Below are 14,853 nucleotides of genomic sequence, written 5' to 3'. Positions count from 1 at the left end.
GCAAGCATGGACGTACGTGACCTGTTTTCCCCGGGTCAGAGGCGTAAGGAGCCCTGCTCGTGCCTGGGTATCAACGTTGCGGTTTGACATCTGCAAGAGCACCAGGATGGCACCTAGACGGTACTGTCTCACTCTGAATCTCAGAGTAAGCCCAGCAGAAGGACCAAGCACCTGCATGCCAACCACTTTCCTCGCCTTGGCCGTAGCGATAATGGCCATCCTTCCGGGTGCAGCTTGCACGTTCGCCTACGGCGCGAGAGTCGGGTCTTACGGAGTTAGTCTTCCTGACCGAGTGACTCGGTTCCTTGCCGTTAGCATCATCTTCCAGGCGTTGCTGAGTGGCCTCACATATAAGCTTTATGTCGAACTTGTGGCGACAGGAAGACTCGAGCGAGGCGAAGTTTCGCCGTGGGCCATCGAGCTAACGGCAGTCTGCTACGTCGCAATACCGTACTTGGCTGGCTGGCTGGTCGGGGAAGGGATCACCAAGGACTGGCTGCGGTTGCGCTCGCTTGTAAGGGGATCGCCAGAGCCGCGTGCTTGGGACTTCCTCTTCTCGCACCGCCGACCGACTGCCATTTTGCGGATTAAGCTGAAATCGGGGCAGTATATTGCCGGCGCATTTGGCACCTCGGCGGATGGTAAGCGATCGCACGCTAGCGGGTATCCAGAGGCGGGCGATCTGTATCTATCGCAGACCGTAGCGGTCGATGACACTACAGGAGAGTTTCTGAGGAACGATGATCAGGAGCTGATATTCGGGCCTGGTGGTATGCTCATCCGCTGGGATGAAGTTATCTTTCTTGAGGTCTTTGAGTAAGAGGAGAGATCAGTGACTGAGGACAAAAACGACTCTGGCCGTCCGCATGTTCCGCCAAATCCACAGGTGGAATTCCGGAACGGCAATCCATCTACGCAGATCATAACCGTGAGCACCGCTCCGGCGGTACCTGCCGGCCCGGCCCCAGCCTCGGCGCCTGCCCCGTCAAAGCCCGAGGCCACTCCTAAGGAGTGACTGCGCGCACACCATAGGCTCATGCCGGGGCGGCGCACCCGTGGAGTGCAGGCAGCGATGTTCGTGTCCGCAGCTGCCTTCGGAGGGCGGCGATAAGGCCACGGAGCCCGGAGCAACAGATGCAACCCAGCCGAGGGCGGACCAAAGACGAGCTGGATCACAAGTAGATGCAGACGGGCGACCCTCCCGAAACTGCGAGCGAGATGTCTCGCCCCCGTCGCGTCGCTCGCTGCCGAATTCCTCTGTTCTGGATCAAGGCGCCGCGCTTCGCGCGGCGCGGGCGGTGAACCGGCCGGCGGCAAGCCGCCCCGGCTGCCTTCGGCGCCGGGGCGGAGAGCCACCGAGTGCCGCCGGACCGCCGCCCCGAACTCAACTGATCTAAAAGCAGCACGACCACGACCAGGCGATACGGAAGCCGGCAGGTCGACCTGATCGAGGGCCAGGGCTTCCGACTGCCGCGCCAGTCCAACCCCGGGACTGACTTGCCCCCGGTCTACCTCCGGCAGCCAGCAAGGCCCGACAGGCAGCCCTCAGCCGGTCGCTCCAGGCACGGCCCACGCCAGGCCCAGCTTCCCCGAGCACCAGCTTTCGCAGGCTCAGAGGAGGCCTCAAGGGCAAGATCGACCTGCCCACCATCTGCCCACAACCAGTCGTCAACGCCTGGACCCAGCCGGACTCAACCAGACAAACGACAACGGCCCCCGATCAGCATCTCTGCTGGTCAGGGGCCGTGTCTGCACCTGGTGGCGGGTAGAGGATTCGAACCTCTGAAGCTTTCGCGACGGATTTACAGTCCGCTCCCATTGGCCGCTCGGGCAACCCGCCAGGGCACCCCACCGCGTCGCAACGCGGCGGCGGAAGCAAGAATAGCGGCTCCCCCCGGCACCGACGCAACCGGGTACCGTCAGGGGGTCGTGCCGCTGGTCGGCGGCCGACGGCAGGCCCAGACCGCCGGACAGCAGGAGCAGAAACATGGCAGCGAACCCGTCGTTCGACATCGTGAGCAAGGTTGACCGTCAGGAGGTCGACAACGCCCTTCGGCAGGCGGAGAAGGAGCTTGCGACGCGGTTCGACTTCCGCGGCACCGGCGCTGAGATCTCCTGGTCGGGCGAGGAGGCGATCGGTCTTCAGGCGGAGACCGAGGAGCGTGTCCGCGCCGCGCTGGACGTGTTCAAGGAGAAGCTCGTCAAGCGGAACATCTCGCTGAAGTCGCTGGATGCTGGGGAGCCGCGTCCGTCGGGCAAGATCTTCAAGATCGACTGCAAGGTGATCCAGGGCATCGAGGCGGACAAGGCCAAGGCCATCAGCAAGAAGATCCGCGACGAGGGTCCCAAGGGCGTGCAGGCGCAGATCCAGGGCGATCAGTTGCGTGTGACCGGCAAGAAGCGCGACGACCTGCAGGCCGTCATCTCGCTGTTGAAGGGCGAGGACTTCGGCGTCGCCCTTCAGTTCAACAACTACCGCTGACGGCTGTCCACGGCGATCCGGCCCGGGGACGCAGCGCACCCGAGTGAGATCGACTCGGGTTCCTGGAAGTCGGGGCATCCAAGCGACTGGGACACCGCGACATTCAGAAACCTGAGTCGATCAAGCACGATCCGACCACAGCACGGGCCGACCGAGACGCCCGCTAGGTACGCACGCGGTCAGGCGGGGACGGGCTGTTCGGAGCGTACCGCTGTGGTTTCCGCGCGGGCGATGGGGCCGGCGGGCAGTGCGGCGACCACGGCACCGACGGCGACCGCAGCCCCGGCGAACAGGAACGCCCAGCGGACGCCGCCGGCGTGGTCCACGATCACGCCGGCCACCGAGCCGCCGGCCGCGCTGGACGCCACCGCGACGGTGACCACCCAGGTGTACGCCTCGTTCAGCATGCCGGTCGGGGCGATCCGGCCGACCAGGGTGTTCTCCAGGGTCAACGCGGGCGCGATGGTGGCCCCGCCGGCGACCAGGGCGACACCCAACGCCAGTGGGGTGGGCATCACCGCGAACACGGCGAAGGTGGCGGCCAGCGCGGCGAGCAGGAAGGCGAACTGCCGGGTCATGTTCGGTGCTGGCCTGCGGACGCCGAACCAGAGCCCACCGAGGGCGCTGCCGATCCCCCAGACCGCGAGGAGCACACCGGCGAGGCTCTCCGGGTCGTCGGTGCTGTGGTCGCTCGCGAACGCCGGCACGATCACCCCGGCGGCCCCGAACGCGATGCCCAGGCCGGCCACGCAGATCAGCAGGGCCGGGAAGCCGGGGACCCGTAGCGGGCCGAGCCCGCGGGCGTGGTGTTCGCGCGGGTGCGGGCTCCAGCCGCGCATGACCCGGCCGAGGGCCACGGCGGTCGTGCCGAACAGGGTGACCACCGCCGCACCGATCAGCGCGGCCGACGCGTCGGCGACGAGGACGAAGCCGGCGACGAGCAGTGGGCCGAGGACGAAGACGATCTCGAAGAGGGTGGTCTCGGCGGCCATTGCCGTGTTGCGGAGGTGGGAACGGCCGGAGTTGGGGCTGGTCAGGTCGTTCCAGGCGCCTCGGATGGCGGCGGTGAGTGGCGGGTAGGTGGCACCGGCCACGCCTGCGGCGAGGTAGATGACGGGGAGAGCGTCGTCGCCGGAGCGGCTGGCCAACAGCAACCCGATGAGCGCCAGCGGGTGGGCGACGGCGGTGAGCAGCAGGACGGGGGTGGGGCCGACCCGGTCGGCGATCCGTCCGGCGATCGGGCTGAGAGCGGCACCGGCGAGGGCGTAGATGCCGCCCGCGATGGCGGCCAGCGAGTAGCGCCCGGTCACCTGTTCGACCACCAGGAGCAGCGCCAGGGGGGTCATGCCGATTCCGAGCCGCCCGATGATGCCGGTGACCAGCAGCATGGGCGCCCCGGGGATCCGCCAGACACCCAGGTACTGACGCAGCGCGGTCACCGTGAACCTCCCGAGGGTGTAATGAGCGTGAGCCGTTATGACCCTAACGCCACCGCCGGGCGGGTAGACAACGGAAATACAGCAGTCCGCCCGTACCCGGCGTGGCCGGGTACGGGCGGAGGCGGTCGATCAGCGGGTCAGCGCTGGAACTGGACCGGCCCCGAGTTGCGGGCCATCTGCTCCAGCCGGGCCACGCGGTCCTCCATCTTCGGGTGCGTGGAGAAGAGCGCGGCCATGCCGCCACCCCGGAACGGGTTGGCGATCATGAGGTGGGCGGTGCTGGTGAGCTGGCCCTGGGCCGGCAGTGGCCGGCGTCGGGCCACCGCGTCGATCTTGCGCAGCGCGCTGGCCAGGGCCAGCGGGTCGCGGCTCAACTCGGCGCCCGAGGCGTCCGCCTGGAACTCGCGGCTCCGGCTGATCGCCAGCTGGATCACCGTGGCGGCGATCGGGCCCAGGATCAGAGTGAGCAGCAACACAGCCGGGTTCGGACGGTCCTCGTCGTCCCCGCCGCCCAGCGGGATGAAGAAGGCGAGGTTCGCCAGCAGGGTGATGATGCTGGCCAGGCCGGCCGCCACGCTGGAGATCAGGATGTCCCGGTTGTAGACGTGGGACAGCTCGTGCCCGATCACGCCGCGCAGTTCGCGGTAGTCGAGGATCTCGGTGATGCCCTGGGTCACGCAGACGGCCGCGTGCTGCGGGTTACGACCGGTGGCGAACGCGTTGGGCTGCGCGGTCGGGCTGACGTAGAGGCGCGGCATCGGCTGCCGGGCGTCGGCGGCCAACTCCCGGACCATCCGGTACAGCTCGGGGAACTGCGCCTCGGTGACCGGTTGCGCCCCCATCGAGCGCAGTGCGAGCTTGTCGGAGTAGAAGTAGGAAACGCCGTTCATGACCAGAGACACGAGGACGGCGATGACCAGGCCGCCGCTGCCGCCGAACCAGTAGCCCACCGCCAGGATCAGGGCGCTGAGCAGGCCAAGCAGCGCTGCGGTCTTCAGACGGTTGTGGTGCACGATGTCTCCTTCGGTGCACGGATCGCCGGGATCCGCTGACCGGTTCAACAACCCGGTACCCACCAACCATCCGTTACAACGCTGAGAGTTCACTGAGACCGAAGTCGCAGGTCAGGTCAACGGCCGGCCAGGTCGAGCACCAACTGCGGGGCGACACCCAGCACCACGGCGGCCACCGTCGCCACCACCAGCACCACCCCCACCACACCCACCACGGGTACGGCCGCGGCACCGCCGACGTTCGGGGCGGCGAGGGGCGTCGGCGCCCACAGCGCGGCGGTCACCCGCAGGTAGTAGGCGAGGCCGATCACGGCGTTCAGCGCCACCACCAGCGCCAGCCACGCCGCGCCACCGTCCAGCAGCGCCCGGACCACTGTCACCTTCGCGAACAGGCCGGCCAGCCCCGGCGGCAGACCGGCCAGACCCACCAGCGCGAGACCGAACGCCGCCGCCCGCCACGGATGCAGGCGGGCCGCGCCGCGCAGGTCGTCCAGCGTGCCGCCGTCCGCGCCCGCCGGCCGCAGGGCGGTCAGCCCGGCGAAGGCGGCAAGCTCCAACACCACGAAGAAGACGGCGTACGCCACGGCGGCCGCGTACGCCGCGGACCGCGCCTCGTCGGTGCGCCCGGCGGCCAACGCCAAAGCTCCCAGCGGGGCGAGGATGTAGCCGGCCTGCGCGACCGACGACCAGGCGAGCAGCCGGACGGTCCGCCGCTGCCGCAGCGCCACCAGGTTGCCCACGGTCATGGTGAGCACCGCGAGCACCGCGAGCACCGGGCCGGTCTGGTCGGCGGGCAACGCCCGCTGCACCACGGCGAGCAGTGCGATCAGGCCGCCCAGCTTCGACGCGGTGGACAGGTACGCGGCCACCGGCAGCGGCGCGCCGTCATAGGTGGCCGGCGCCCAGGCGTGGAACGGCACCGCCGCCACCTTGAACGCCAACCCGACCAGCAGCACCGCCACCGCGGCGCTGGTCAACGGCAGGTCCCGCAGCTCAGGCTGCTCGGCGAGCAACCCGCCGAGCCGGTCCAGGTGCAGCCCGCCAGTCACCGCGTACAGCAGCGCCGCGCCGAGCAGGGTCAGCGTCGTCGCCACCACGCTGACCACGAAGAAGGTCAACGCCGCCTCGGCGCTGGCGAGGCTGCCCCGACGCAGGCCGACCAGCACGTACAGCGGCAGGGTCAACGTCTCCAGGGCGACGATCAGCGTGATCAGGTCACCGGCCGCGCCGAGCACCACGCCGCCGGTCATCGAGCAGGCCAGCAGGAAGGCGTACTCCCCGACCGGTGACCGCCCGGCCCGCAGTGCCGGCACCGACAGCCCGAGCACACCCAGCGTCAGCAGTGCGACCACCACGCCGACCAGTGCCGCGCGACCGCCGAAGATCCATGAGCAGTCGGCGCCCACGCAGAACGTGCGCCGCTCGGCACCCGCCCCGACCAGCGCGGAAGCGACGGCGGTGCCGAGCGCGCCGAGCGCAGCCACCGCGATGGTGGCCCGTGGCCGCGCCACGAGCAGGTCGGTGATGAGGACGAGCACGGCCGTGCCGGCGGCCAGGTAGGCCGGAAGCAGCGCGACGCTGTCCACGCTCTGCACGACGTTCATGGCTTGACCACCCCGATGAGGGCGTCGACGGGGGCCTCGGCGACACCGAGGACCAGTGTCGGCGCCAGCCCGATGGCCAACGCGAGCAGCACCAGCGGCACCCAGGCGGTCAACTCCGCGCCGGCCAGGCCGGCGCCCACCTGCCCGACGGCGGGGCTCGGTCGGTTGTGGGTGACCTGGCGCAGCAACCGCAGGAAGTACGCGGCGGTGAGCGCCCCACCGACCGCCGCCAGCACCCCGAGGGTGGTCCAGAGCGGGCCGCCCACCTGCAGCGCGGCGACCACCGCGAACGCCTCACCCCAGAAGCCGGCCAGCCCGGGCAGGCCCAGCGACGCGATCGCCGCGAACGCGAGCAGACCCGCCAACCGGGGCGCTGTCTCCCGCAGCCCGGACAGCTCCGCGAGCGCGCCCGTGCCGGTACGGTCCTTCACCGCCCCGGCCAGGAAGAACAGCAGACCGGTGATCACGCCGTGCGCGACGTTGCCGATCAACGCCGCCTGGATGCCGGTGGCGGTCAACGTGGCGACGCCGAGCAGCACGAAACCCATGTGCCCCACGCTCGAGTACGCGATGAGCCGCTTCACGTCCGACTGGGCCAGGCAGACCAGCGAACCGATCAGGATCGCGGCGACGGCCAGCACGCCGAGCACCGGCGCCGCCCAACGGGCACCCTCCGGCGCCACCCCGACCGCGACCCGGATCAGACCGTACGTGCCCATCTTGAGCAGCACACCGGCCAACACGACACTGCCCACGGTGGGTGCCTGGGTGTGCGCGTCGGGCAACCAGGAATGCAGCGGCCACAGCGGGCTCTTCACCGCGAACGCCAACGCCAACAGCGTGAACGCGGCCAACTGGATGCCCCTGGACAACCCTGCCCCACCGGTCAACGTCACCAGGTCGGCGGTGCCGGCGGCGGCGACCACGACGTACACGCCGACCAGCAGCAGCACCGACCCGAACAGCGTGTAGAGCGCGAACTTCCGGGCCGCCCGACGCCGGTCCGCGCCACCCCAGCCGGCGATGATCGCGTACATCGGCAGCAGGACGACCTCGAAGAAGAGGAAGAACAGCACCAAGTCCAGGGCGAGGAAGGTGCCCAGGATGCCCACCTCGACCACCAGCAGCAGCGCGACCAACGCCCGGCCGCTGCCGCCACCGGGCACCCGCCACATCGTGTACGCGCAGCAGAGCAGCGTGAGCAGCGCCGTCAACACCACCAACGGCCAGGAGATGCCGTCGACGCCGAGGTGGAAGCGCAACTCCAGGCCGGGCACCCACGGCAGATCCAGCTGGTGCCACGGGCGCACCGCCGGCCCGTTGTCCGACCAGACCAGCCAGTCCCGACGGCCGAACACCAGCGCCGCCGTCGCCAGCAGGGTCAACGCCGCCGCGACCGTCCCGACCAACCGGGCCGCCCGGTCCCGGGGCGTCGCCGCCACCGCGACCGCGCCCAGCGCCGGCAGCGCCAACACCGCGACCAGCAACCCCTGCCCGACACTCATCGGGTTCCTCCAATGACCGCGGCGGCCAGGCCGATGAGCAGCGCGCCGGCCAGCACACCGGCGGCGGCCCGGGGCAGCGCCGCGCGGTGCAGCGCGGCCAGCCCCGCACCCAGACCGGACGCGGCTCGGCCACTGCCCTCGACAGCACCGTCCACCAGCACCTCGTCACCGGTGCGCACGACACGGGCCAACGCGCGCACAGGGCGTACGACAAGGGTGTGCTGGACGTCGTCGAGCCGGAACGCGCTGGCGAAGACCGGCCGCAGCGGACCCAACGCGGCGGCCGGGTCGGCGGCTTGGTCACGACGCCAGCCCAGCGTCACCAGCCCGGCGCCGAGCAGCAGGAACGCGAGCGGCAGCAGCACCCCCGACCCCAGGTGGACCAAGCCGTCCTCGGAACCCGCCACCGGGACGGTGGGGAACCGCAGGCGGTCGGCGAATGCCCCGACGAACCCGGCCAGACCGAGCAGCGCGGCTGGCACGGCCAGCAGCACCACCGGCCAGCGCAGCACCGCCGGCGGGTCGTGCGGCCGCACCAGGGGCAGGCGCGCAGTGCCGAAGAAGGCGCGCAGCAGCAACCGACCGGCGTACCAGGCGGTGACGGCCACGCCGACCAGCCCGGCGACCCAGACGATCCAGCCGACCCAGGACGGTGCCGGGCCGGTGCCCTCCAGGGCGGCCGACTCGGCGACCGTCAGTACGCCGTCCTTGCTCCAGAAACCGGCCAACGGCGGCACCCCGGCCAGCGCACCCAGGCCCACCACAGTGCACCAGAACGTCACCGGCATGCTGCGCCGCAGCCCGCCCATCTCCGACATCAGGGTGGTGCCGACGGCGTGGATCACCACGCCGGCAGCGAGGAACAGCAGCGCCTTGAAGGCGGCATGGGTGAGCAGGTGGAACAACGCGGCCGACGGTGAGCCGACCGCCAGCGCCCCGGTCATGTAGCCCAACTGGGACACTGTCGACCAGGCCAGCACACGTTTGATGTCGTCCTGGGCGGTGGCGGCGAGCGCGCCGAGCAGCAGCGTGATCGCGCCGAGCACCCCCAGCACCGTCAGCGTCACCGGCGCAGCCGTGAACAGCGGGTAGAGCCGGGCCACCGCGTACACCCCGGCGGCGACCATCGTCGCGGCGTGGATCAGCGCGGAGATCGGGGTCGGACCGGCCATCGCGTCCGGCAGCCAGGTGTGCAGCGGGAACTGCGCGCTCTTGCCGGCCACACCGGCGAGCAGCAGCAGGCCCGCCGCGGTCAACGTGGTGCCGGAGTGGTCGTGGGCGAGCACGTCGGCGATCCGGAAGCTGCCCGTCGACACGCCCAGCAGCGCGATGCCGAGCAGGAACCCGACGTCACCCACCCGGGTCACCAGGAACGCCTTCATGGCGGCGGCGGGCGCGCCGGCCAGTCGGCGGTCGTGGGCGATGAGCAGGTACGAGCAGAGGCCCATCACCTCCCAGCCGACCAACAACATGATCAGGTCGCCGGCGACCACCACCAGCAACATGGCACCGGTGAAGAGGCTGATCTGGGCCGCGTAGGGCGGATAGCGGTGATCGACGTCGACATCGTCGTGCGGGCCGCGCCGCAGGTAGCCGATCGAGTAGACCTGCACGGCCAGGGCGACAGCGGTGACCGCCACCGCGACCAGCGCGGCGGCGCCGTCCAGCCGTACGCCGAGAGTCACCACCAGCCCGCCGAAGTCGACCCAGGTGGCCGACGTCTCCGTCGGCCGGTCGACGGAGAGCAGCAACGCGACGGCCACCGCCAACGCGCCCGCCGCACCGGTCACGCCGAGCGTCACGGCCGCCGCCCGGGCCCGGTCGCCGCCGGTCGCGTTCTCGCGCCGGGAGGCGGCGGGGAGCAACAGGCCGAGCAGCCCGGCGACCAGCGGTACGGCGGGCAGCAGCGCCCCGAGCAGCCCGCTCACCGGCCCGCCTCCGAATCCAGGACGGCCGGCTCGCGCCCGCTGACCGGCGGCGACGGCTCGGTCAACGGCACGTCATCCACGGCGACGGTCGCGCGCAGCCGGTAGAGCTGAAGGACGATCGCCAGCCCCACCCCGATCTCCGCGGCGGCGAGGACGATGACGAACAGGGCGAAGACCTGCCCCGAGTGCGGGAGCACGGCGCGGGCGGTGGTGTCCGCGGTGACCAGGATCAGGTTGACCGCGTTGAGCATCAACTCGACGGACATCAGCACCAGCACGGCGTTGCGGCGACGCAACACGCCGTACACGCCGAGGCCGAACAGCAGCGCGGCGGTGACGTACGGGATGACCGGCCTCACCGGCGCCCCCCGGGCTCGCTGTCGACCAGGTCGGCCGCCCGGCCGTCGCCGGGCGGGCCGGCGCGGCCGATGTCCGGCCGGGACAACACGATCGCGCCCACCAGGGCGGAGAGCAGCAGCACCGAGAGCACCTCGAACGGCAACACCCAGGACTGGAAGATCTGCTCGCCCAGCCGCTCGGCGGTGCCGGCGGGCGGCAGCGTGACGGTGCTCCAGCGGTACGCGTCGACCAGCAGGACGGTCAGCCCCAGCCCGGCGCCGCCACCGATCAGCGCGGCCGGCCAGCCGGGCCGGTCCAGGTCGTCGGAGGCGCCGATCGGAGCCCGGGTCAGCATCACCGCGAACAGCAGCAGGACCACCACCGCGCCCACATAGATCAGCACCTGCACCCAGGCCACCAACTCGGCGCTGAGCACCAGGAAGTCACCGGCCAACGCGCCCAGGCACACCACCAGGTAGAGCCCGGCCCGGACGAGGTGTTTCGTGGTCACCACCAGCACGCCGGCGCCGACCGCCACCGCGCCGAGGGCGAGCAGCAGCACATCCGCCCCGGTCACCGGGCCGCCCCTGCAACTCGGGCGGTCACGACGCCGGGTCCTGGTCGGCGTCGGGGCGTACCGCTGGCGGAGCGGGACGTGCGGCGGCGGCCTTGCGCGCGGCGGAGGTCTCCTCCTTGGCCGGCTCGCCGTTCGGGTCGTGCGCGGGCGGCGGCGGAACGGTCGCCATCCACTGACCGAGGTGGTCCTTGTCGTGCAGCAGGTCCTTGATGTCGTACTCGGCGTACTCGAACTCCGGCGACCAGTAGAGCGCGTCGAACGGGCAGACCTCGATGCAGATGCCGCAGTACATGCAGAGCGAGAAGTCGATGTCGAACTTGTCGAGCACGTTGCGCTGGCGGGGGCGGGCGGCGCCGGGCACCGCCACCTCCTCCTTGTGCGAGTCGATGTAGATGCACCAGTCCGGACACTCGCGGGCGCAGAGCATGCAGACCGTGCAGTTCTCCTCGGACAACGCGATCACACCGCGCGAGCGCGGCGGCAGGTCGGGAGCGGTGTCCGGGTACTGCTGGGTGGTCGAACGGCTGGTCATCGTCTTGAGGGTGACCGCCAGCCCCTTCACCAGGCCCGCGCCGGGAAGGCCGCGTTCGCTGGTGTCACCACGCTCGCTGGGGTCGCTCATGTCGACCATCCTGCCCTGTGGCCCCGGCGCGCGCGACCACCACCCACAGGTCCACGAACGGAGGGCTCACCCGGGGAGCACGGTCAGCTGCGGATCAACCGGATCACGCCCCCGGTCCGCCGCCGGCTGCCGGTGGGAGCATCTCGACACCGAGTTGTTGCAGCAGTTGGAACAGCTCGTTGCAGCTCCACACCTCGACGATCCGGCCCGCCGCGTCGAAACGCAGGAACGTCGCCCCCGAGTAGCTGACCACCTGCCCGGTCGGCGGCACCGGCCCGAACTGCCCGACGTGGGTGCCGGCGGCCCGCCAGTGCACGGCCACCCGCTCACCGGCCGCGACCACGTCGACGATCTTGTAGCGCAGGTCCGGGAAGGCCGCCCGGCGCTCGCGGTGCCAGGCCAGCGTCGCCTCCGGCCCGGTGCCGCCCAGCCCCGGGCACTCCTCGGCGACCAGCTCGTACGCCGACTCCTCTCGGCGGGCGTTCCACACCTCGGCGATGAACCGCCGGGCCGCCGCCTCCACATCCGTCATGCCGGCAGGGTATCCGGGACCACGATGGGCCGTAGATCCGCGAGGATTGGGTAGGAACACCGACCAGACCGGGAGGGCGACGTGGGCGAGGAAAAAGGCGGCAAGTACGTCGAGCCGGGCGGCGAATTCACCCGCGACCAGCGGTACATCGCCACCCGGATCACCGAGGACGGGCGCGACGGATACCCGGTCGAGCCGGGCCGGTACCGGCTGGCGGTCAGCCGGGCCTGCCCGTGGGCCAACCGGCTGATCATCGTACGGCGGTTGCTCGGCCTGGAGGACGCCATCTCGATGGCGGTCGCCGGCCCGACCCACGACGCCCGGAGCTGGACCTTCGACCTCGACCCGGACGGGCGGGACCCGGTGCTCGGCATCGAGCGCATCCAGGAGGCGTACTTCAAGCGCTTCCCCGGCTACGAGCGCGGCATCACCGTGCCGGCGATCGTGGACGTGCCGACCGGGCAGGTGGTGACCAACGACTACGCGCAGATGAGCCTGGACCTGTCCACGCAGTGGGGGGCGTACCACCGCGAGGGCGCCCCGCAGCTCTACCCCGAGCACCTGCGGGAGCAGATCGACGAGGTCAACGCCGTGGTGTTCCGGGACGTCAACAACGGCGTCTACCGGTGCGGGTTCGCCGGCAGCCAGGAGGCGTACGACAAGGCATACCACCAGCTCTTCGACCGGCTGGACTGGCTCACCGAGCGGTTGACCGACCAGCGTTACCTGGTCGGCGACACCATCACCGAAGCCGACGTGCGGCTGTTCACCACCCTGGTCCGCTTCGACCCGGTCTACCACGGGCACTTCAAGTGCAACCGGCAGAAGCTGAGCGAGATGCCGGTGCTGTGGGCGTACGCCCGGGACCTGTTCCAGACCCCCGGGTTCGGCGACACCATCGACTTCGACCACATCAAGCGGCACTACTACGAGGTGCACCGCGACATCAACCCGACCGGCATCGTTCCGCTCGGCCCCGACCTGTCCAACTGGCTCACCCCGCACGGCCGGGAAACGCTCGGTGGCCGCCCCTTCGGCGACGGCACCCCGCCACCACCCCCGGCCGAGCCGGTCGACCCCGCGCACACCCCGCTGCGCTGAGCGGCCCACCTCTCACCGGCTCGTCGCTCGGCTCGTCGCTCGTCGCTCGGCTCGTCGCTCGTCGCCCGGCTCGTCGTCAAGATCCGCGCAACATCAGGGATGTTGGTGTCTCCCGCCTGCCGGAGGCAGCAACATCGGGGAAGTTGCGCGGATCTTCGGCGGTCGGGCGTCGGGCGTCGGGGGCTCGGGCGTGGGGCGTGGGGCGTGGGATCGTCAGGCGTGGGACGTGAGGGCGGCCGGGCTCGCCAGTCTTGGGCCTGGGCGGGGTTGGGCGTAAGGACGCTTTCGAGCTGAATCGTTTGTGACATCGGGCGGTATCTCGGCCGCAGCGGCAGCGGCAGCGGCAGCGGCAGCGGCAGCGGCAGCGGCAGCGGCAGCGGCAGCGGCAGCGGCAGAGAACGATTCGTCTACGACATCAGCTCGAAAGCGTCTCTCGGGACCACCTCAGAGCGCCGCGTCGAGCTATCCGGCCCGACTCGCGCAGGATGATCGCGCTCGATCACTGATGTAGTGGTTGTCCGCGCCGACCCACACCACTGCTACCAGGATCGATCGCGATCACCCGGCGCGCGAGGGCCGGGCAGTGGCGCGCAGAGACCAGACACTGCCGCGCAGAGACCAGGCACTGCCGCGGTAGGTCAAAGGGCGATGCGGACGGCCGCGGTGAGGACCAGTTGGGCCAGGGACGCGGGGACCAGCACCAGCCAGCAGAGGCGTTGCAGCTGGTCCTCGCGGAGCCGGGGGTAGGACACCCGGAGCCAGATGATCACGAAGGAGACCGCGAAGATCTTGAGTAGCGTCCAGAGCCAGCCGAGCTGGTCATCGGCGAACGGGCCCTGCCAACCGCCCAGGAACAGCACAGTGGTCAGCGCGGCGATCACCACGATGCCGACGTACTCGGCAAGCAGGAAGAACGCGAACCGCAAGCCGGTGTACTCGGTCATGTAGCCGAAGACCAGCTCCGAGTCGGCCACCGGCATGTCGAACGGCGGCCGACGGATCTCGGCCAGCCCGGCGACGAAGAAAATGATCATCGCGGGTGCCTGCCAGAGCAGCCACCACGGCTGCCACGCCTCGACGATTCCCGACAGGCTGAGCGTGCCGGCGGCCATCGCCACCGACGCGGCGGCCAGCACCAGCGGCAGCTCGTAACCGAGCAACTGGGCCGCCCCGCGCAGCCCGCCGAGCAGGCTGTACTTGTTGGCCGACGCCCACGCCGACATCAGCACCGCCACCACACCGACGCCGACCACCGCCAGCACGAAGAAGAGGCCGATGTCCAACGGTTGCCCGACCAGGTCGTCCGGGCCCAGCGGAATGACCAGCAGCACCAGCAGGTAGGGCACCAGGGCCACCGCCGGCGCCAGCCGGAACACCGCCCGGTCCGCCTCGCGCGGCGTGATGTCCTCCTTCTGCACGAACTTGACCCCGTCGGCCACGAGCTGCGCCCAACCGTGGAAGCCGCCCGCGTACATCGGGCCGAGCCGGCCCTGCATGTGCGCCATCACCTTGTGCTCGGCCTGGCCGACGAGCAACGGCAGGGTGAGGAACGCGACCACCACGCCGCCGATCCGGAGCACCAACTCCACCCAGAGCGGCATCAGGGCGTACCCCCGTCGTGGTCGCTGCGGTCGGCGCGGCCCGGCGGGTCCGCGACCGGCTCGCCGCCCGACGCGGCCGGGCCCGCGCCAGAAACCGGCCGGTCGGCCGG

General features: G+C 70.7%; 13 protein-coding genes and 1 tRNA gene. 3 read left to right on the top strand and 11 right to left on the bottom strand.

The window, feature by feature from the left end:
• Nucleotides 1-175: 175 nt before the first annotated feature.
• Nucleotides 176-820: a DUF6338 family protein gene (locus QCZ28_RS28225; RefSeq protein ID WP_279519468.1), complete on the top strand. Its 645-nt coding sequence runs from the start codon at nt 176-178 to the stop codon at nt 818-820.
• 936 nt (nt 821-1,756) lie between these two features.
• Here the strand turns inward: QCZ28_RS28225 and QCZ28_RS28220 are convergent.
• Nucleotides 1,757-1,840 (bottom strand) — tRNA-Tyr (locus QCZ28_RS28220).
• A 147-nt stretch (nt 1,841-1,987) separates the two neighbouring features.
• Here QCZ28_RS28220 and QCZ28_RS28215 point away from each other — a divergent pair.
• Nucleotides 1,988-2,482: a YajQ family cyclic di-GMP-binding protein gene (locus QCZ28_RS28215; RefSeq protein ID WP_030329827.1), complete on the top strand. Its 495-nt coding sequence runs from the start codon at nt 1,988-1,990 to the stop codon at nt 2,480-2,482.
• A gap of 179 nt (nt 2,483-2,661) precedes the next feature.
• On the opposite strand, the gene QCZ28_RS28210 is transcribed toward QCZ28_RS28215, so the two are convergent.
• The 9 genes from QCZ28_RS28210 to QCZ28_RS28170 form a co-directional block, all read right to left on the bottom strand.
• Complete coding sequence (locus QCZ28_RS28210; RefSeq protein WP_279519467.1) at nt 2,662-3,921, bottom strand: MFS transporter; 1,260 nt, start codon at nt 3,919-3,921, stop codon at nt 2,662-2,664.
• Between the two features lie 137 nt (nt 3,922-4,058).
• The gene (htpX, locus tag QCZ28_RS28205) at nt 4,059-4,934 is read right to left on the bottom strand and encodes a zinc metalloprotease HtpX (protein WP_210864763.1); all 876 of its coding nucleotides are present in this window, start codon (nt 4,932-4,934) and stop codon (nt 4,059-4,061) included.
• Nucleotides 4,935-5,050: 116 nt separating this feature from the next.
• Nucleotides 5,051-6,538: a proton-conducting transporter membrane subunit gene (locus QCZ28_RS28200; protein ID WP_279519466.1), complete on the bottom strand. Its 1,488-nt coding sequence runs from the start codon at nt 6,536-6,538 to the stop codon at nt 5,051-5,053.
• Entirely contained in the window at nt 6,535-8,043 is a 1,509-nt protein-coding gene (locus QCZ28_RS28195) for an NADH-quinone oxidoreductase subunit M (protein WP_279519465.1), read from the bottom strand. The genes QCZ28_RS28200 and QCZ28_RS28195 overlap by 4 nt, the downstream gene beginning before the upstream one ends.
• Nucleotides 8,040-9,971 (bottom strand): NADH-quinone oxidoreductase subunit L, encoded by a 1,932-nt coding sequence (locus QCZ28_RS28190; RefSeq protein ID WP_279519464.1) that lies wholly within the window; start codon nt 9,969-9,971, stop codon nt 8,040-8,042. Before QCZ28_RS28190 ends, QCZ28_RS28195 begins: the two co-directional genes overlap by 4 nt.
• Nucleotides 9,968-10,330, bottom strand: a complete 363-nt coding sequence (gene nuoK, locus QCZ28_RS28185; protein WP_279519463.1) for an NADH-quinone oxidoreductase subunit NuoK — start codon at nt 10,328-10,330, stop codon at nt 9,968-9,970. Before nuoK ends, QCZ28_RS28190 begins: the two co-directional genes overlap by 4 nt.
• On the bottom strand, nt 10,327-10,887 hold the full coding sequence (locus QCZ28_RS28180; protein ID WP_210860238.1) for an NADH-quinone oxidoreductase subunit J: 561 nt from the start codon (nt 10,885-10,887) through the stop codon (nt 10,327-10,329). The genes nuoK and QCZ28_RS28180 overlap by 4 nt, the downstream gene beginning before the upstream one ends.
• A 25-nt stretch (nt 10,888-10,912) precedes the next feature.
• Nucleotides 10,913-11,509: an NADH-quinone oxidoreductase subunit I gene (locus QCZ28_RS28175; protein WP_030329819.1), complete on the bottom strand. Its 597-nt coding sequence runs from the start codon at nt 11,507-11,509 to the stop codon at nt 10,913-10,915.
• Between the two features lie 103 nt (nt 11,510-11,612).
• Entirely contained in the window at nt 11,613-12,041 is a 429-nt protein-coding gene (locus tag QCZ28_RS28170) for an ester cyclase (RefSeq protein ID WP_279519462.1), read from the bottom strand.
• Between the two features lie 81 nt (nt 12,042-12,122).
• Here QCZ28_RS28170 and QCZ28_RS28165 point away from each other — a divergent pair, with 81 nt between their 5' ends.
• On the top strand, nt 12,123-13,142 hold the full coding sequence (locus QCZ28_RS28165) for a glutathione S-transferase C-terminal domain-containing protein (protein ID WP_030329817.1): 1,020 nt from the start codon (nt 12,123-12,125) through the stop codon (nt 13,140-13,142).
• A 638-nt stretch (nt 13,143-13,780) separates the two neighbouring features.
• Here the strand turns inward: QCZ28_RS28165 and QCZ28_RS28160 are convergent.
• Nucleotides 13,781-14,743, bottom strand: coding sequence for a complex I subunit 1 family protein (locus QCZ28_RS28160; protein WP_210861411.1), 963 nt, complete (start codon nt 14,741-14,743; stop codon nt 13,781-13,783).
• Nucleotides 14,744-14,853 lie beyond the last annotated feature (110 nt).

It is taken from the genome of Micromonospora sp. DH14 (assembly GCF_029809455.1).
In the GTDB taxonomy this organism is placed as follows: Bacteria; Actinomycetota; Actinomycetes; order Mycobacteriales; family Micromonosporaceae; genus Micromonospora; species Micromonospora parva.
The sequence above is the reverse complement of the archived record's forward strand: the minus strand, read 5'-3'. Positions and strand labels throughout refer to the sequence as shown.